General features: G+C 41.0%; 13 protein-coding genes. 12 read left to right on the top strand and 1 reads right to left on the bottom strand.

Going from position 1 to position 19,311, the window contains the following annotated elements; genetic code table 11:
* Positions 1–63 precede the first annotated feature (63 nt).
* The 11 genes from LCM09_RS15000 (at position 64) to LCM09_RS14950 (ending at position 15,284) form a co-directional block, all read left to right on the top strand.
* A complete protein-coding gene (locus LCM09_RS15000; protein ID WP_224883521.1) occupies positions 64–489 on the top strand; it encodes a flavoprotein in 426 nt (141 codons plus the stop codon).
* Positions 490–691: 202 nt separating this feature from the next.
* Complete coding sequence (locus LCM09_RS14995) at positions 692–1,525, top strand: aldo/keto reductase (RefSeq protein WP_318246526.1); 834 nt, start codon at positions 692–694, stop codon at positions 1,523–1,525.
* 184 nt (positions 1,526–1,709) lie between these two features.
* Positions 1,710–3,299: a diguanylate cyclase gene (locus LCM09_RS14990; protein ID WP_224883519.1), complete on the top strand. Its 1,590-nt coding sequence runs from the start codon at positions 1,710–1,712 to the stop codon at positions 3,297–3,299.
* A gap of 16 nt (positions 3,300–3,315) precedes the next feature.
* Positions 3,316–4,362, top strand: a complete 1,047-nt coding sequence (locus LCM09_RS14985; protein WP_224883514.1) for a HEAT repeat domain-containing protein — start codon at positions 3,316–3,318, stop codon at positions 4,360–4,362.
* Positions 4,349–5,764 carry a glycosyltransferase family 2 protein gene (locus tag LCM09_RS14980; RefSeq protein WP_224883512.1) on the top strand — a complete coding sequence of 472 codons (1,416 nt, stop codon included), beginning with the start codon at positions 4,349–4,351 and terminating at the stop codon, positions 5,762–5,764. The genes LCM09_RS14985 and LCM09_RS14980 overlap by 14 nt, the downstream gene beginning before the upstream one ends.
* Positions 5,765–9,046 carry a hypothetical protein gene (locus LCM09_RS14975; RefSeq protein WP_224883510.1) on the top strand — a complete coding sequence of 1,094 codons (3,282 nt, stop codon included), beginning with the start codon at positions 5,765–5,767 and terminating at the stop codon, positions 9,044–9,046.
* A gap of 72 nt (positions 9,047–9,118) precedes the next feature.
* Positions 9,119–9,484 (top strand): response regulator transcription factor, encoded by a 366-nt coding sequence (locus LCM09_RS14970; RefSeq protein ID WP_224883508.1) that lies wholly within the window; start codon positions 9,119–9,121, stop codon positions 9,482–9,484.
* Positions 9,477–12,359, top strand: coding sequence for an ATP-binding protein (locus LCM09_RS14965; protein WP_224883506.1), 2,883 nt, complete (start codon positions 9,477–9,479; stop codon positions 12,357–12,359). Before LCM09_RS14970 ends, LCM09_RS14965 begins: the two co-directional genes overlap by 8 nt.
* A gap of 173 nt (positions 12,360–12,532) precedes the next feature.
* A complete protein-coding gene (locus tag LCM09_RS14960) occupies positions 12,533–13,534 on the top strand; it encodes an NAD-dependent epimerase/dehydratase family protein (protein WP_224883504.1) in 1,002 nt (333 codons plus the stop codon).
* Between the two features lie 28 nt (positions 13,535–13,562).
* Complete coding sequence (locus LCM09_RS14955) at positions 13,563–13,988, top strand: DUF1801 domain-containing protein (RefSeq protein ID WP_224883502.1); 426 nt, start codon at positions 13,563–13,565, stop codon at positions 13,986–13,988.
* Between the two features lie 21 nt (positions 13,989–14,009).
* Positions 14,010–15,284: an MFS transporter gene (locus LCM09_RS14950; RefSeq protein ID WP_224883500.1), complete on the top strand. Its 1,275-nt coding sequence runs from the start codon at positions 14,010–14,012 to the stop codon at positions 15,282–15,284.
* A gap of 59 nt (positions 15,285–15,343) precedes the next feature.
* Here LCM09_RS14950 and LCM09_RS14945 read toward each other — a convergent pair whose 3' ends face one another.
* Positions 15,344–16,378: a phosphatidylglycerol lysyltransferase domain-containing protein gene (locus LCM09_RS14945; protein WP_224883499.1), complete on the bottom strand. Its 1,035-nt coding sequence runs from the start codon at positions 16,376–16,378 to the stop codon at positions 15,344–15,346.
* A gap of 452 nt (positions 16,379–16,830) precedes the next feature.
* Between LCM09_RS14945 and LCM09_RS14940 the strand changes: the two genes are divergently transcribed.
* Positions 16,831–19,239 (top strand): M14 family zinc carboxypeptidase, encoded by a 2,409-nt coding sequence (locus LCM09_RS14940; protein ID WP_224883490.1) that lies wholly within the window; start codon positions 16,831–16,833, stop codon positions 19,237–19,239.
* Positions 19,240–19,311 lie beyond the last annotated feature (72 nt).

Below are 19,311 nucleotides of genomic sequence, written 5' to 3'. Positions count from 1 at the left end.
TATTGTAGAGATGAAAGGATTCTGTCGATGCTTGTTGAAATAGAGTGATGGGGAGGGATTCTTATGAAAAGTTTTGAGGAGTTTCTAGACGAGTTTCTAGAAAGCTGGAGCGGGTCAAACATCGATGGTGTGAAATACAAAATCAGTGATAGCTACCAGGCTAGAGAAGTAACAAGTCAGTCTGAGATTTATGATTTTGGGTATACAGAATCAGTTCAGGGATGGGAACAAGCTTTTTCTACCTTTAAGAAGGACGGGACACAATGGGTTTTGAAAAAAGTGTCCGTCACCCCTCTTAGACGGAATGAAGTGCTTGCCGTCATTTGGGCTTCAATTTCGACTGAAGGAAAGCGTAGTGAAACAGGTAACCTTTTTTTTAATACGTTTCGAAAGGGCGTGCAGGGGGACTGGAAGCTTGTAAGAAGTTATATAGAAGCTGGAATTCCGCAAGAAAATATCACTAATGAAGATGAACTCTTTAAATGGTAGATCAAGAACTGCTCGATGGTAATCGGGCGGTTTACTTATGTGATTAAGGGTCTTTAGCACTGTATCTGTTAATTCGAGACGAGGAAAATGAATCCTTCATCCTGATTTCATGAGGGACGAGTTCGTTTAATTGACTTTGAGCCTGTATTCAGAAAAAATAGTGATGAAGTGATTCAATTTTACAAAAGAGGAGTGAAGAGTTATGAGTAAGATGACACTATCAAAAACGATAAAGCTAAATAATGGCGTCGAAATGCCGCAAGTTGGTCTAGGTGTTTTTCAGGTGAAAGAAGAAGATCAGCTTATAGGTGCTGTTACTGCTGCTATCAAAAATGGTTATAAAAGCATAGATACTGCTGCGATCTACGGCAATGAAGAGTGGGTTGGAAAAGCGATCAAAGAAGCTGGTGTCCCTCGAGAAGAGCTCTTCATCACGTCGAAGGTTTGGAATACAGATCAAGGCTACAACGAAACGATCCAAGCTTTTGAAACTTCTCTTGAGAAAATGGACCTTGAATATTTAGATCTATACTTGATTCACTGGCCTGTTGAAGGGAAGTTCGTTGATACTTGGAAAGCGATGGAACACCTTTATCATGAAGGGAAAGTCAAAGCGATAGGTGTAAGTAACTTCCATATTCACCATCTCGAAACATTAATGAAAGAAACAACAGTAAAGCCTGTTGTTAATCAGATTGAACTTCATCCGAAGCTCAACCAGAAGGAACTACGAGAATTTGGTGAGAAGCACGATATTAAGATTGAAGCGTGGTCACCTCTTATGCAAGGTGAATTGTTGGATAACGAAGTGCTTAAGGAAATTGCAGAAAAACACAACAAATCTACTGCTCAAATTATCCTAAGGTGGCACCTGCAAAACGATGTAATCATCATTCCGAAATCTACGAAAGAACATCGTATTAAGGAAAATGCAGATTTATTTGATTTTGAGCTTACAAGTGAAGAGATGGGCAGGATCAACGGTTTGAATGAAGACAAGCGAGTTGGACCAGATCCAGATAACTTTGATTTTTAAAACGAAGCCGGTAGGAGTTTTCTCCTATCGGTTTTTTTAGTTTAGTAAGGTCAAACGATGGATTTTTTTACCTTTGAAGGAAAAATTACGATTTCCGACATTGTAGTGTTGGACGAAGTCTTATAGTATTAACTATTTAAGGAGTTATTTAAAATCGCCCTTGTTTTTAATAGGAGGCATTATATTGGAAAAGTATAAAAAGAAGTTTGCTAGTAAACTAAGAGACCAGATCGATGCGATCAAAACGATGAACAAGAGTGTTCCTGAGAAGGAAATTTATCAGCTTTTGCACACCATAAAAGGCACAGCAGGTACAGTCGGATACCATGATGTAGGAGAGCAGGCAGAGGCGGCTTTAACACAGTTTGATGAAGAAAGTGACAAGACTTACTCTAATGACTATACCGTGAAAGTGCTTGAAGAGATAGTCGAAGGAATCCACGATGTAGATGCAACAAAGCAAAAGGAATTTACTGATGAAAAAGAAGTAGTCATTCTTATTCATCCTGATCCTATGTCCTTGATTGAAATGAAAAGTTACATAGAAAACCAAGGTTTTATCGTGTTTGCGTCATTAACACTTTCTAAAGCAAGGACAGTTATTTATGATATGAATCCTGATTGTATTATTTTGGAGCGTTCGTTAATGGAGCAGGATAACGATATTGCTGGTGAGATTAGAGAAAAAGCAGAAGTGCAGTTTATCCCGTTAGTCATTACGGACGGGAATAGCTCTGCAACGAATCGATTGAACAGCTACAAACTAGGCGCAAGCGACTATTTTGAACGTGACATCTCTCATGAAGAGTACGTCGTAAGAGTGCTTGATAAAATAAAAAAACGTAGGATGGTCATGACGTCTGTTTTAACAGATGAATTGACGGGTGCTTATAATCGTAAGTTTCTTGAGAAACATTTAAATCACCTTAAGTCTGAGATTGTGAGAACGAAGGAGAAAGTTTGTCTAACTATCCTGGATATTGATCATTTCAAAAGTGTGAATGACACGTACGGTCATTTGATAGGAGATCAAGTGTTAAGAAAGTTATCCCATTTTATTTTGAGTCGTAAGAAAAGAAGAGATACTCTAATTCGATACGGAGGAGAAGAGTTTGTTGTTGTTCTTCCAGGACGTAGTCCTTCTGATGCAATCACGTTTATCAATGAACTTCTAACAGATTTTCAAAAAGAAGTATTCGGACCACAAACAGAACAATTTTCGGTTACCTTTTCAGCCGGGATTGTAGAGCTCGATACGAAATCAACCAATCGTGAGTTATTAAATCTAGCTGACGAAGCTCTCTACCGTGCAAAATCTAACGGTCGAAACCAAGTGGTTTTCTACGATCATGTCCCATCTAGCGAAAACAATAGTAAAACTATCCAAATCGCAGTTGTTGATGATGACGAAATTCTTAGAACGATGCTTACATCAAATCTGAAAGATCTTCAAATGGATGGCAACTATCATATCGAAGTAAAAGCGTATCGAGAAGGTGAAGCGTTCTTTGAAGATTCATGGCATAGGACGAGCTCCCCTTGTCTCGTTTTACTCGATGGCATCATGCCACGTATGGATGGGATCGAGGTCCTGCATCGGTTGCGCCATGAGCAGGAGCAAAGTCGTTATACGGTAATGATGTTAACGGGCAGGAAAACAGAACGAGACATCGTGAAAGCACTAGAGCTCGGAGCCGATGATTATATTACGAAGCCTTTCAATATGCTCGAGCTTGAAGCTCGGATCCGTAGACTTATTGAAAAGGTCGTTTAGTAGGACGGTCCATGATATGAATGCTGTATTTGTTGTATTTCAACTTTTTCTTATTATGTTGGTCGTACTTACACTGCTGTTTTGTTTTCTTATTGTTAGAAAGTATCGATTCAATCGATTTGAAGAGAAGAAAGAGTACTGGAAGAAACAGTATTTAAACATGCTTTTGGATGCGCTTAAAGGAAATAGAGAGATTCCACCACCAGAATCCAAAGCGATGAGAGAAGCGCTCGAAGACGTTTTGACCAGGTATTACTCCTTGATGAAAGGAAATACGCTCATGATGGCGGAAATTGAGACCATCGCTGAGAGGTACTTTTACTCACATTATCAAAATGAACTAGTTAGCAGTAGTTGGAGTACGCGTATGAACACTCTTTATCGTATCGAAAAATTTCGAATGGCTTCATTGGCTACAGAATGTTTAGCAATCTATGAAAGTAAATACGCTACAGAATTGGAAGCTATACAAGTTTTTCGGATTCTAGCAAACGTCCAAGATGATCGTATTTATACGATTCTCTTAAAAGAGAAAAAAGAGTATTCAGGCTTCTATTATCTTGACATCTTTTCGCGCCTCGAGAGGCCGTTGTTTGAGCAGTTTGTTGAATCGATCGATCAATTCCCCCTGTTGATTCAGCAGACGTTGATCGAAGCAATGGGAGAAAGAAAAGAATATGAATACTTACCATATGTCGAAGCTTTTTTGGGATCCTCTGTAGCAGAATTTAGGATACGTGCATTAAAAGCCTTATCAAAAATGGGGTATGTGTCGAAGGTTGACAAGATTATTCCTTCTCTAACTTCTGATAGCTGGCAAGAGAGAATGATGGCAGCGAAAGCTGCGAAATTGCAAAGAGAAGATCGCTTGAATCATTTTCTGTTGCGACTACTTTCCGATAAAGAGTGGTGGGTTAGAACGGCTGCAGCTGAATCTCTTTCATACCAATCGAAAGGTAGGACGTTATTAAAAGAGGTCTCCGAAACGCATGAGGACCGATTTGCTAGAGATATTGCCCATGAATGGCTTTTGAGGAAGGAGTACACACGTGACCCTCGCTAACATCTTCACAACGTTATTAATTATTTTCACAAGTTTTGTTGCAGTATATCTTATAGGAATTATATTGTTTTACCTCATTCTTTTTATTATCTCTGCGATTCAGCTAAGAAAAGATCATAACATTGATCAGTTTGAACAATATGAAGAGATTATTGATTCATCCTTCTCGCCCCCCGTGTCGATCCTTGTGCCAGCATTTAATGAAGAAACAGGAATCGTGCCAAGCGTTCGGTCGTTACTTAGCATTAATTACCCGGAATTTGAGGTAGTCGTCATAAACGATGGTTCAAAAGATGACACCCTTCAAGCAGTGATTGATTCATTCAGCATGGTGAGGGTTGAAAGAACAGTGCGTAAGGTGGTGGATTCGAAAGAAATCAAACAAGTCTATCAATCTACGCTTTATGAGAATTTATATGTAGTTGATAAGATGAACGGCGGTAAGGCAGATGCGTTAAACGCTGGGATTAACGTCGCACACTATCCCTATTTCTGCTCGCTCGATGGTGATTCTATTATTGAGAGAGATGCATTTGCAAAGGTGATGAAACCCATCATCGATTCCAAGCAACAGGTTATTGCTGTTGGAGGAAGTGTCCGTATCGCTAACGGGTGTGATATTGAACGAGGAGAAGTTATGAAGGTCGGTCTTTCTAAAAGTCCATTAGTTGTGATGCAGGTGATTGAATATTTACGTGCTTTCCTAATGGGACGAATAGGATTATCTCGTCATAACTTACTTCTTATTATCTCCGGTGCCTTTGGGGTTTTTCATCGTGAAAGTGTTGTTCAAGTGAGCGGTTATCGAACGAACACGGTTGGAGAAGATATGGATTTAGTGGTCAGACTTCATCGATTAGCAAAAGAATCGAATTCTGGGAAGAGGATTGTATATGTGCCAGATCCAGTGTGTTGGACAGAAGCTCCTGAAACCATGCGGATTCTAAGGCGACAACGGAGCCGGTGGCATAGAGGACTTTTCGAGAGTCTTTGGTACAACAGGAAAATGCTACTTAATCCTCGGTACGGATTGGTTGGTATGATCTCGATGCCATATTTCTTAATCGTTGAATTCCTAGGTCCCCTTATCGAACTCATCGGGTATGTCCTTATTATTCTTGCCCCTTTCATAAGCGGGTTTTATACGTCGTTCGCGTTCATGTTGTTCTTACTAGCTGTTATTTACGGTTCGCTTCTATCGATGAGTGCTGTTTTACTAGAGGAGTGGAGTCTTCGTCGCTATCCAAAAGTAAGTGATTTAGTGAGACTCTACTTTTATTCTCTTTCAGAAGCATTTTGGTTTAGACCAATGACGGTTTTATGGCGTGTGGAAGGAATGCTTCAGCTTATTAGAAGAAATCACGGCTGGGGAGAAATGAGCAGAAAAGGAGTATCGAAATAAGTGTTTATTTTCAAAAAGTTAACTTCTATCGCTAGTCTTGCAACTGGCATCGTAGTGTTGATCGGAATCGTCTGCATTCCGATCATCATATGGTTTTTCCAAGGTGAGCATCGTCACGACGTGTTTATTATTGATAAAACGGTTCCCGATCAAACGTATCGCGAACACAGAGGATTAACATGGATACTTAATCATCAGAAATGGGTAAAGGAAGATGGTGCTTACGATGCTTCGAAAGACTACACCGGTTTTCACCCTGGTCGTGAGCGTGAATATGACACCTCTTCTTTTCCAGAAACCTTAACGGATTACGACCTGATCTACCTTGCTGACTCATACGGTGTTTATGAAGATGAGTATTATGGTGGTACTTCAATCGGAGACCGCTCTTCTTCTCTTTATGGTGGCATGGATGTAGGTGAAGTCGACAAAATTGCTGAAGCTGTACAAAAAGGGTCAACATTTATCGCTGAATTTAACGCGTTTGGTAGTCCAACGGAAAAAGCAGCGAGAGAGCGCTTATACTCCGTTCTCAACCTTGAATGGTCAGGTTGGATTGGGCGTTACTTTAGTGAGCTTGAGGCAGGAGGAGAAGTGCCAGCCTGGGCCGTGAAAAATTACGAAAAACAAACAGGGGTCAAATGGAAGTTTCAAGGAGAAGGATTGCTCCTAGTGGATGAAAACGACCAGTTGATCGTGATCGAAGGAAAGGATATAGGAGATGAAACAGTCCGATTCTCTTTCACAGAAAACGGTAAAGAGCATTTCGATGATCACATTGTGGAAGAATCGAGCTCCTATCATTATTGGTTTGATATCGTCACCCCTGAAAACGACAAGGAAGTATTGGCTACATTTTCACTCGATGTAAACGAAGAAGTGGAAGAAAAGCTTTCGAACAATGGCATTCCAGTTTCGTTTCCTGCTGTAGTCAATCACCTTGATACGTATTATTTTGCTGGAGATTATGCAGACCGTCCTTCATCGCTCGAGTATTATCAATATAATGGAATACCATTGATCAATCGGTTGCTTACCTTTGGTGATAACACGTCGATCGATGCGTTCTACTGGAAAATGTATTATCCAATGATGGAAGCTGTACTCGAAAAAGTGGATGAAAATGATGAAGAAGCTCAAAACCCTTCGAGTGACAGCTATACATCTGATGGCGTGAGTGTAGCTGGTCAAGTAAGCGATAATAAGATTCAAATCTATCAAGATGGTAAATGGGAAGACATGTTGATTAAAGGTGTGAATATGGGGATCGCAAAGCCTGGCCACTTTCCGGGAGAAACTGCAATCACAAAGCGTGAATATAAGAGGTGGTTCACTCAGATCTCTGAAATGAACGCCAATGCGATCAGAGTGTATACGATCCATCCTCCAGGCTTCTATGAAGCGTTACTCGAACATAACGAAGGAGCTAGGGAGCCGCTCTATCTCTTTCATGGCGTATGGGTTGAAGAAGAGCCGATGCTCGAGTCACAGAATGCTTTCGCCGATAAGAATATTGAGCTTCTCGATCGAGCGATCGAAGACACTGTGGACATCATTCATGGAAATGCACGGATCGAAGAAAGAAAAGGTCATGCGGGAGGTATCTATTCCGCTGACATTTCTCCTTATGTACTTGGCTGGATCCTCGGAGTGGAGTGGGATCCTGAAGTCGTCGTTTCAACGAATCAAAAAAATAAAGATGTTGACCAATATAATGGTGACTATGTCTCTACAACGGATGCTAGTCCTTTTGAGATTTGGCTTGCAAACATGATGGATAAAACAATGCGTTATGAGATGGAGAAATACCAGTGGCAACGTCCAGTTAGTTTTACAAACTGGGTGACGACAGATCTTCTTGAACATCCTTCAGAGCCTTTAGAAAAAGAAGATCTTGTCTCCGTAAACCCAAACATGATCAAACTGAAAGATGAGTATCAAGCTGGTCAATTTGCTTCCTATCATATCTATCCGTATTACCCAGACTTTCTGAACTTTGAAGAGAAGTACGTGAATTATACAGATCATAATGGTGTGAAAAATAATTATGCCGGCTATCTGAATGATCTAAAAAATGAACACGACATGCCTGTTCTTGTGGCTGAGTTTGGTGTACCAGCTTCGAGAGGAATCACACACCGGAATGTCTATGGCATGGATCAAGGAGGACATTCTGAAACAGAACAGGGTCAAATCGACGCGAAACTATTCGATTCAATCGTTGCAGAAGACTATGCCGGAGGCCTCATCTTCTCCTGGCAGGATGAATGGTTCAAACGGACATGGAACACGATGGATCATGATAACCCAGACCGGCGTCCATTCTGGTCAAATGATCAGACCAATGAGCAGCAATTTGGATTACTGAGCTTTGATCCTGGTGAAACCTTAAAGGTGAAAGTTGATGGGGACGTGAGCGATTGGGAAAATGCCGGCATTGAGCCGATCGTCACATCTGAAGATAATAATTTTGAAAAATTGTTTATGACAAGTGATGAGAAGTATATCTATTTTCGTTTAGATTATCAGAACATGACGGCTGAACGTTTAGAAGAAGAGTCTACGATGCTATTATTCGATACAATCGATCAACAAGGGAGCACTGAACTTTCGGATGACCCTGCCCTTTCAACAAGCAAGGGAATTGATTTTGTATTGAATGTAAGCGGAAAGATGAATTCCCGTCTTCTCGTTCATAGTTACTATGATTCTTTTTATTATCAATATGGTGAATCACTAGGTTTGATCGATAAGAAAGGATATGCTTCTGATCCGACAAACGATGTGTTCCACCCGGTCCGCTTAGCGTTAAACAAAGAGCTCTTTATCCCAACAAAAGAGACAGTAATTCCATTTGAAGATTACGAAGCAGGTCTTTTAACATATGGCAACGCAAATCCCGAAGACAAGAATTATAACTCAGTTTCTGATTTTATCGTTGGTAAAAATAGCATCGAAATGCGTATCCCATGGGCATTGTTTAACGTAAAAGATCCTAGTACCAAAGAAATTCTTGGAGATGCATTTAAAAATGGCTTGAAGGCATCACAGCTTTCCAATGGCTTTGATATTGGCGTCGTCACTTATAGTGGTCAAACAGGGCAAGACGAAATCGATGTGAAATCGATTATTGATTCAGAGCCAACCATTGAAGAAGGCACCCTGAACGTTGATCGTTTTGAACGCTTTGAATGGGAAAAATGGGATGAGCCAACGTATCATGAACGATTGAAACAATCCTACTATATTATTCAAGACACTTTTGGCCGATATAAGAAGTAGGGGGGATGACCCTCTACTTCTTCCTCTTAAAAGAAATGAGTGAAGATAACTGATAAAGGATGTGTGCACAACATGAATACGAGAATACTTGTAGCGGATGATGAAGAGATCTTGCGTATGCTGATTGTAGATACTCTTGAAGATAATGGCTATGAGATCGATGAAGCAGAAGATGGCCGCGAAGCACTGAATCTCATCAACACTCATACATATGATCTTGTCTTACTAGATTACATGATGCCTGAAATGACAGGGCTAGAAGTGATCGAAACCGTCAGAGCGGCTGGTAAGGAAGATGTGAAGATCATGATGTTAACTGCGAAGGCTCAGAAGAAAGATGAGGAGATCGCAAAAGATGCAGGAGCCGATTATTTTATTTCAAAACCCTTTAGTCCAATGAACCTATTAGAAACAGTTGAGGCAATCCTAGATGAATAAACGTTGGAAGAATAGCCTTTCGAATGAGTTTGTAAAGATTATGGGTGGGTTTTTAGTCGTTATCGTCCTTGTAACGATCGCCCTTGGTGTGTACACGCACCAAATTGAAGTGACGTATGAAAATAAGACGGATGAACTTCGGAGTAAGTATGAATCAGCGATTGAACTTGAAGATAGTTTGAATCAGATGTTTTTTGAAGCTCGCGGGTATTTGGGGTTCAGACTTGAATCGCCGTTTTTATCCTCTTATGAAGTCGAAAAAGCAAGGATTGAGGAGAGAATATCGGCTTTAAGTCCGAAATTAAGCACTCAAGAGGAACGTGAAAAAATCGACGATCTTAGAAATTATCTTATTCGCTATAATATATTGTTTGAAGATGCAACAGAATTTGTAGCATCTGATAATACAGACGAATTACAAAACCTTTCTCAAAATATGGGCGGAACTGATCTCGTCTATACTGCAAAAAATTCAATTCGAGAGCTCGTTAATTCGATCAGAAATGATATTCGAGAAACAGATGAAGAGCTTGTTACACGACTATCAAACATACAAGATCTATTTATTGCGTTCGTTGTGTTTCTCTTAGTGGTTGCTACTTTCCTTGTCGGGGTGATGGCAAAGAAAATAGGTCGGCCATTACATGAGCTCGCAATTGCATCGAGTCAAGTTTCTGCTGGTGAGCGTGTTGAAGTCCCGCATGAGAAGAGGTTTGATGAACTCGGTGAATTAGCGAGAGCTTTTAATTCGATGGTAATGAGCATTCAAAGTAATGAAAGTAAGCTCATCAGTACGAACGAAGCGCTTATGAAGCAACGTGAAGAGTTAAAGGTAAACAAGGATGAATTAGAGCAAAGTGTAAAAAAGATGAACTATCAAACGAAAGTTCTTGAGCACCGGAACCAATTAAATCGATCGTTAGCATCAACGTTAAGCAAGCCTGACTTGCTTCAAAGTATTATTTCTAACTTAATCGAGATTTTGTCCGCTGATAGAGGGTTGATCGTCCTTCTTAATCAGAGGAGAGATCATTCTTCAGTCGGATTAGGCAGTGATAGAGTTAAACGCTGGATCGACCATATTGAAGATGGTCCTGCATTAAAAGCAATCACTCAGAAAAAGTATCACATCGTGAGTAGAGAAGCGACTCCAGGAGAAGCAGGTTACCATGAAGTAGAAGAATCCGTCTCGTATGATATGTACTTGCCCATCCTTTCAGAAGATACGGCCGTTGCGATTCTTTGTATCACGAGAATCGGAATCATCTTTACAGACAAAGAAGTAAGCGAAATCAACGACCTTTGCCGTCAGATCTCTCTGTCTTTAGATAAGTTACGTTTGTATGAAACAACGGAAAATGATCGCAAGGTTACGATGGATGTATTAAATACGATTCGTGAAGGCATTCAGTTAGTCGATCGAAATGGTAATACCATGTCAGTAAATGGACAAATGTGTTCGATGCTCGATGCTTGCATCTCTGATGATGAACGTGAGAAAGATTTTGAGGTGTGGAGCGAGACGTTTTTAGGAAAAGTTAACGAGGAATATCGAGACGAAGTTCGCACGTATATTAACCGAGTGATAAAAGGTGTTAAACCAAAAGAAAGTGAGCTCGTCTACCAAACGAATCACGAAACTCCTCGATTTATTCGGATGTATTATGAGCACTTGCGTAATGCAGAGAAATTTATCGGCTCGATTTTCGTGCATAGAGATATTACGAGAGAGTACGAAGTCGATGAGATGAAAAATGAATTCGTAAGCACGGTTAGCCATGAACTACGTACACCACTCTCAAGCGTTTTAGGTTTTACAGAACTGATGATTTCAAAGGATCTTAAGCCAGAAAAGCAGAAGAGATACCTACAAACGATTCACAAAGAAGCGAGTCGGTTAACCGTCTTGATCAATGACTTTCTTGATATTCAGCGGATGGAGTCTGGAAGGCAGACGTACGAGAAGGCGGCGATTGACCTTAAGCCGATTGTTTCTGATGTGTTGGAGGGGTACTTGGAGACTTACAAAACTCACACGTTCACCATTGAGGATGATAGTGACCAGCATAAGATTCTTGGTGATTCGGACAAAGTCACACAATTGCTTAACAATTTGATTGGTAATGCAGTGAAGTATTCTCCTGAAGGAGGTAAGATCACCATCCGTTTTGAAGAAAAACGTGATGGGATGCTTTTCCTACACGTAGAAGACGAAGGATTAGGAATTCCTGAAGAAGCGAAGCCTCACTTGTTTGATAAGTTTTATCGTGTTGATAACAGTGACCGTCGTCAAATTGGAGGAACAGGTCTCGGGTTATCTATTTCACAAGAAATTGCAAATGCTCATGGAGGAGATCTTTCAGTCACGTCAGCCTTAGGACAAGGGAGTACATTTACGATTTCTTTCCCTATACTTGGTAAGGAAATGGACGTGCCAAAAGATGGTGGTGTGCTTATTGTTGAAGATGATGATAGTTTGGCCCTTTTATTGATGGAAGAATTAAAAGCAAGTGGCTTTGACGTTTATCATTGTAGAAGCGGTGAGTCTGCGATTCATATGATAGAGAAAATGACACCGCGTGGTATTGTGCTAGACATCTTGTTAGATGGCAAGCTAAGTGGTTGGGACGTTCTTAAAGTAGTGAAGGAAACGGAACGAACAACTGATATTCCGATCGTCGTGTCAACGGTGACGGAAGATAAACAGAAAGGACTCGATCTCGGAGCGAAGGATTACCTCATTAAGCCCTATCCTCCACAAGATTTATCAAGGTCTGTGATCAAAGCGTTATCCAGAGAAGAGTCTGGCGAAATACTCGTTCCTGAGTATGCAATCGAGAAGGAACGAAAGCGGAGAGAAGAAAGAGGTAAGTAAGACAACTGAGTGAGCTTCTGAAATTTTGTAGGGATGTGCGAATGAGCACATCCTTTTTCTTTTGGAGAAGATAATGCGGCATACTTTTTCTAATTCCGACAAGAATAAAGGAATTTCAAGCTAAAAGAAGAAATCATATCATGTCTGACTTTAAATAAAAGGGAGGCGTACAGATGAAACTTCTTATCCTAGGTGGTACGCGGTTCATTGGTAGGTATATAACTGAACGAGCATTGAATAATGGACATGAAGTTACTCATTTCAACCGAGGAAATCACGCTTTTCCTGAAGTCGAAACATTGATTGGTGACAGAGACGGAGATCTTTCAGCGCTCGAAGGGCGATCGTTCGATGCCGTCATCGATACAAGTGGATTTTTTCCTAGAACCGTCTCTGAATCAGTTTCACTTTTAGCAAAAGTCGTGGATCACTATACGTTTATCTCGACCATTTCTGTTTATAAAGAGTTTGGAGAAAAGCCTTGTACAGAGGATTCACCTGTTCAGGTGATTTCAGAAGAAGAAGCTGAGAGAGTAACCTCTAATGGCAATGGGCCGACCGAACATTACGGTGCACTTAAGGCTCTCGCTGAGAAAGAGCTTGAGAAGCATATGCCTGGTAGAGTACTGAATATAAGGCCTGGTTTAGTCGTGGGACCTCATGATTATTCAGACCGCTTCACCTATTGGGTCAAACGCTTAGACGATGGTGGGGATGTCCTTGCTCCAGGAAAACCACAGCGTCCGATTCAATTCATCGATGTACGCGATCTCGCAAACTGTATCGTAGACATGACAGAGAAAAAAGTTACAGGAGTCTATAATGTAACTGGGTCTGAACGCCATTTGACGATGGGAGAACTGCTTGATACGTGTAAACGTGTGAGCGGAAGTAAAGCATTACTTCACTGGTTAGATGAAGAGTTTTTACTCAGCCAGGGCGTGACACCATGGAGTGATTTACCTTTATGGCTACCTGAATCTCATAATGCGGCTGCTGATATCAATGTGGACAAGGCGATTGCTCAAGGACTAACCTTTCGACCGATCGAAGAAACCGTTTCAGATACGTTAGCATGGTTGAAAACGAGAGACCCGTCACTCGACTGGAAAGCTGGACTCGATCGCGAGAAAGAGACGAAATTACTGAACAAAACAGATCGGATGTATTCATAGATTAAGGCACTAAAAGGGAGAGATCGAAATGGCTTACGAGCTAAAGACGAGAGAAAATGACAAAAGCGTCATCGAGTTTATAGAAAATGTTGAAAGTAAGAAAAAGCGTGAAGATGCGTATCGTTTGCTAGATATTTTCACTGAAGAGACAGGCTACAACGCTAAGATGTGGGGGGAAAGCATCATTGGATTCGGTTCGTATCATTACAAGTACAAAACGGGTCATGAAGGCGATATGATGCTTGTTGGCTTTTCTCCACGTAAAGCAAAAATTAGCCTGTACTTCGCAACTGGCGAACCAAAGCGAGAAGAAATTCTTGGGCGGTTCGGGAAGCATACATCTGGAAAGGCCTGTGTGTACATCAACAAAGTGGACGATATCGATATTGAGGTATTAAAGGAGCTCATTCACGAGTCGATTACATTCCTACGCGAAACATATCCAGAACAATAACGCATACAAAGTGGTGAAGGTTTGAAACGAGTACATTATAGCTGGATTATTTTAACCATTACATTCTTCACAATCATCGTAGCTGGTATCATTCGTTCATCCTCGGGCGTTTTTATCATCCCTTTTGAGAACGAGTTTGGCTGGAATCGTTCAATTATTTCTTTCGCGTTCGGAGTGAGCTTGTTTCTATACGGCTTTTCAGGTCCTTTTATGGCTGCTTTAATCGAAGTACTCGGACTGAAGAAAATGATGCTCATAGCCTTGTCGACCCTACTCGTAGGCTTAGGGTTAACCTATGTGATGGAGCAGTCGTGGCAGCTTATCTTAATATGGGGTGTGATTATCGGACTTGGATCAGGGTTGTTTCTTACTGTTCTTAGTCCATATGTAGCGAACCGGTGGTTTGAAAAGAGACGGGGATTAGCAATCGGAATCCTCACAGCGAGTACGGCAACTGGCCAATTAATTCTTCTGCCAGTTCTTGCGATCATCATTGAAAATTTTTCGTGGCGTTTTGCCGTAGGGCTCATCCTTCTATTAAGTGCGTTGATGTTTGTGATCGTTCTATTATTCATGAAGAGTTCACCACGTGAAGTTGGTCTTCTTCCCTATGGACGTGAAGAAGAGCGAGAGGAGTCTGAAGGGTTACAAAAGAAAAATCCGATCGCTATGGCATTTGGCTCTCTAGTAGATGCTGTGAAAGTAAAGGCTTTTTGGCTCTTAGCCGGAAGCTTCTTTATATGTGGTCTCTCGACAAGTGGATTGATAGGCACACACTTCATTTCGTATTGTATGAGCTTTGGTATTTCTGTCGTGACGTCAGCAGCTCTACTCTCATTCATGGGCGTATTCGATTTGATCGGTACAACGTTGTCTGGGTGGTTGTCAGACCGATTTGATAATAGATGGCTCTTATTCTGGTATTATTCGCTTAGAGGCGTGTCACTATTAATCTTGCCATCCGCCCTGATCGAGGGCTCAGTCACACTGCTCGTCATTTTCTCCGTTTTCTACGGATTAGATTGGATTGCAACTGTCCCACCGACGATTAACATTTCGAGGCAAATCTTCGGAATAGAAAAGAGCGGGATGATCTATGGATGGATTTTTGCGTCTCATCAAGCTGGGGCTGCAGTTGCTGCATACGGAGGAGGCCTAATCTATAACGTATTCTTTTCCTATACGTGGGCGTTTTTGTATGCCGGAATGTTCTGTTTGCTTGCGAGCTTATTTGTCATCGTGATAAAGAAAGACCACGCCATAACGAGTATAGACCGATTGAATGAATCTATTTGAAAGAGTAATAGAAAAGGAGACGGGATTTCCCGTCTCCTTTTCTATATTGATATGACCTGTCAGCCTGTATTTTGAAGGAGATCTTTAATTCGAGCAAAGGCTCTCGTTCTTTTAACAGGTGGTCGATTAATAAGAGTGACAAGTTGGATTAACAACAACGGAACAAATGACTTTTTGTGTCCAATATATTTAGGTTCAAAAGAATCTGTGAACTTTCCTTTGAATTCCCTTAGTCCTTTGAAATTATAGAGATGGTTTCCATGATGGTAGGCCTGGCGCATGATGCGCTCACACATCTGTGAATCTTTGTGATTTCCAACGTTTGAGAGTGGTGCCATCCCAAGGCTGCACGTTTCATATTGCTGTTCTTTCAACCACTTAAATATATTGATGAACAATACATCCATCGTTCCATGTGGACTAGTTGCCGTCTTTCTCATCAAGTCGATACATGTACTTTTGGAACTAGAAATGGCGATGGTAGCAAAAGCAATTATCCTACTTTCAGAATCCTTCAACAGTGCGATCGGGAAGGATGAAACATAGTCTTCGCTGAACGAGACGACAGAAAAGCCCTTTTCCTTTTGAGAACCAAGCCACGATTTGGAGACCTCTGCTACTTCTCCGAGAAGTCGAGTAGAGTAAGGAGGCTGCAGGACGGTAAAGGTGAATCCATTTCGATTAAATTTATTGCATCTCGTACGGAGCTTCGCCCATTGCTTGCCAGCAAAGGTAAGATCCTGCAAGTTCACGATCGCTTCTTCACCGACCTTCGTAAATCGGTATCCATGTTCATGGTAATGGTGCATGTAGTGTGATGAAACCTGGTAAAAGATTGGTGTCAATCCGAGTTCTTCACCGTAGTTACAAAATTCATCGATAGCATCCTTTAGTCTTGATTCCTCACCAATTGGATCCCCAAGTACCATTAATTTATTTCCTGTTCGTCGATAAGCGATTAGGACTTTGTTTTCTTGAGCCCAGAAAACCTGCTTATCTTGTAATAAAATCAGGTGTGATAAGTGATGGCCGCCATATTCCTTTAGAAACGAGACAACCTGATCCATATCAACATCGAGTTCATTATCAAACATGTACGCTCTTCCTCCTGCGTGTTTTGCATCTATATAAAGATAACATATGTTGATCGATGACGTTGCAGTTATTTTTTGAACGGTTAACGAAATTTTCGTAACGGTTTCTATAAAAGTGAGGTTGTAGCTCATGAGTTTGTATACGTTCACCCTCAAATCCAATCAATAAAACAATATTTGATATAAACATTTTATTCGAGTTGGTGGTTCACTTATTACGCAGTAATGGTAAAAGAGACACATAATCGTTTGAGATGAGCCAAAAGGCACAGTAAAGGTCTCAATCCTAGTGTAAGACAGATAATGGTCGTATACATTACGAAATTGCAAAAGGGTGATTAGAATAGGTCAAAAGATACCGCCCATAATCAGGATGAATGGTATATACAAATTTAGGAATAAAAATACTAAAATTAGGAGTGTTGCTAGTAAACTGAATAGGGAGGTACCGCATGAAACATCACATTATTACAGGAATCACAGCGCTTGGGTTATTAGCTGCACCGATGGCTGGTTCAGCAAACACGCATAAGAGTCACCAGGTTCACTCGAATGAAACCTATCAAGAGGAAGATGGTAGTCTTTTTAATAGTGAAAACTATGATTTTGTTAAGTATTCTAAGATCGGGGATAAGCTTCAAGAAATTGAACAACGTAGTAATCGCATGAAGGTAGAGACAACTTCTAAATCTGTAGATGGTCGTGATCTCTACGTGGTAACCATTTCTGACCCCGATACGAATGGAAAGTACGGGCATCAGAAAGCGTTAAGAAAGAAAATGTTCAAAAACCCTGAGAAAGCGCAGAAGTTTATTGAAAAGCACCCTGATTTTAAGGTCCCCGTCATGATTAATGGATCTATTCATGGGACAGAATTTGTTGGAACGGATGCCTCTCTTCAGTTGATCGAACGATTCGCAACTGCAGATGATGCGAAAACGAAAGAGTTACTTGAAAATCATATCCTTATTTTCAACGTTGTTCAGAATCCTGATGGACGAATCGATGCGACGCGCTTTAACGGAAATGGCTTCGATTTAAATCGTGACTTCATCACACAATCACAGCCTGAAACAAAACATACGGTCGATTTGATCAAAGAATGGCATCCAATGATGTTTCTTGATCTTCACGGCTATGTGAAATCGTTTGGTGGACCGGATCATCCCGGCTTGATCGAACCGTGTACGCCACCACATAATCCAAACTATGAATATGATCTTTATTCAAAGTGGGCATTGGATCAAGCTGAAGCGATGGAAGGTAGTATAGTAGATAATCGTGAAGAGTACGAGAACGCAAACATCGAGAAATCAAATGTTGATTATCAATCGATGACAGGTACATATATTCCACAGCGCGATGATGAAGCAGGTTGGGATGATTATCCTCCTATCTTCACCCCGATGTATGCCATGTATCACGGTGCATATGGCTATACGCTTGAAGCGCCAACAAATGATTGGGACGGCGTAAAATGGCACTATGATGCAGTAATGGGGGCGCTTGAATTCTCAAACGAGAATAAAGAAAGCATGATCAAAGACCAAATCGAAGTGTTCAAGAGAGGTATTCAATTTGATCATCCCTACCATAACGAAGGATTCTTCCCGAAAGCATATATACTACCTGTAGACGAGAAGGACCCTACCGCTACTGAAAAGGCAGTAAAGCATCTTGAATTTAACGATATCACCGTATCAGAGGCGAAGAAGGACTTTGAATACGATGGACAAAGCTATCCAGCAGGTACGTATGTTGTTGACATGAGTCAGGCGAAAGCAGGACTTGCGAACACGATGCTGTGGGATGGAGAAGATATTACTGACATAACACCTGCCATGTATGATATTTCAGCATGGAACCTCCCTGAACTTTGGGGCTTTGAAGCGATTGAGGTGGAAGCTGAGAGTGAGTTTGATGTGAAGTTAAAAGACACCAAGAAGATTGATACCACTGGCGACCTCATTGGAGACGGACCTTATGTGATTCCAAACTCATCAGTAAAAGCTGTTAATCTAGCAAACACTCTAATACAAGCTGGGTATGATGTGAAGAGAGGGAAGGATGGCGAATATTCTATCCAATCTGAGGCAACTCCAGAGCTGAAGAAACTTGTAAAAGAATCAGGCATTGGAGTTGTTAGTAGTGAAGAAATCCAGGGAGATAAACTGACTACTCAGAATGTAACTATTTTAAAAGATGGTGGGATAAGTAAAGCACAATCTCATGCTGGAACGCTAACAGCGCTCGAACGATTAGGATTTAACGTAGACGAAATCACACCTAAACAGCTTGCTGAAGAAGGATTGAGCGAAGGAACAGATGTATTTATCTATAGTGGTACATCTAGACTGTTGTCTTATGATCTTTCAAAAGCGAATGCAGAATTCGGACTTGAGAATGAGGGGCAGTTTGAGGCTTTTAAAGCGAACATCAATGAGTTTGTTGATACAGGTGGAAAATACATTGCGGTTGGTGCCGGGGCATCACAATCTACGAAAAAGCTAGGTCTAACGGATGTAACCGTAAATACAGGGGGATACAACAGCAATGGTATTGTCCGTGTTGACTATAGCTCTTCTCCATTAACAGCAGGCTATGATGCTACTGACTACGGTTTTGTTTATCAACCAGTCTGGTACACAGACGTTGATAGCGTAGAAATTCATGCTTCATTCGATAACAACAAGGAGTTCTTTGTTGCGGGTCACTGGGAAGACCGTGAGCCTGCCGAGGGCAAACCGGTACTTATTAAAGAGAAGGATGAAGATGTGACGTTGATTGGAATTGAAGCAGGTTTCCGAGATCATACGGATTATCTATACCGATTGCTTTCGAATGCGATTTATAGTGAATAAGTAATAAGAAGAAGCTGACCTATTTTGGTCAGCTTTTTTCTGAGAAAAAGTTCCTAGTAAAAGTGTTTGATA

It is taken from the genome of Guptibacillus algicola (assembly GCF_020171805.1).
Taxonomy (GTDB): Bacteria; Bacillota; Bacilli; order Bacillales; family Guptibacillaceae; genus Guptibacillus; species Guptibacillus algicola.
This window is presented reverse-complemented; position numbering and strand designations above follow the sequence as displayed.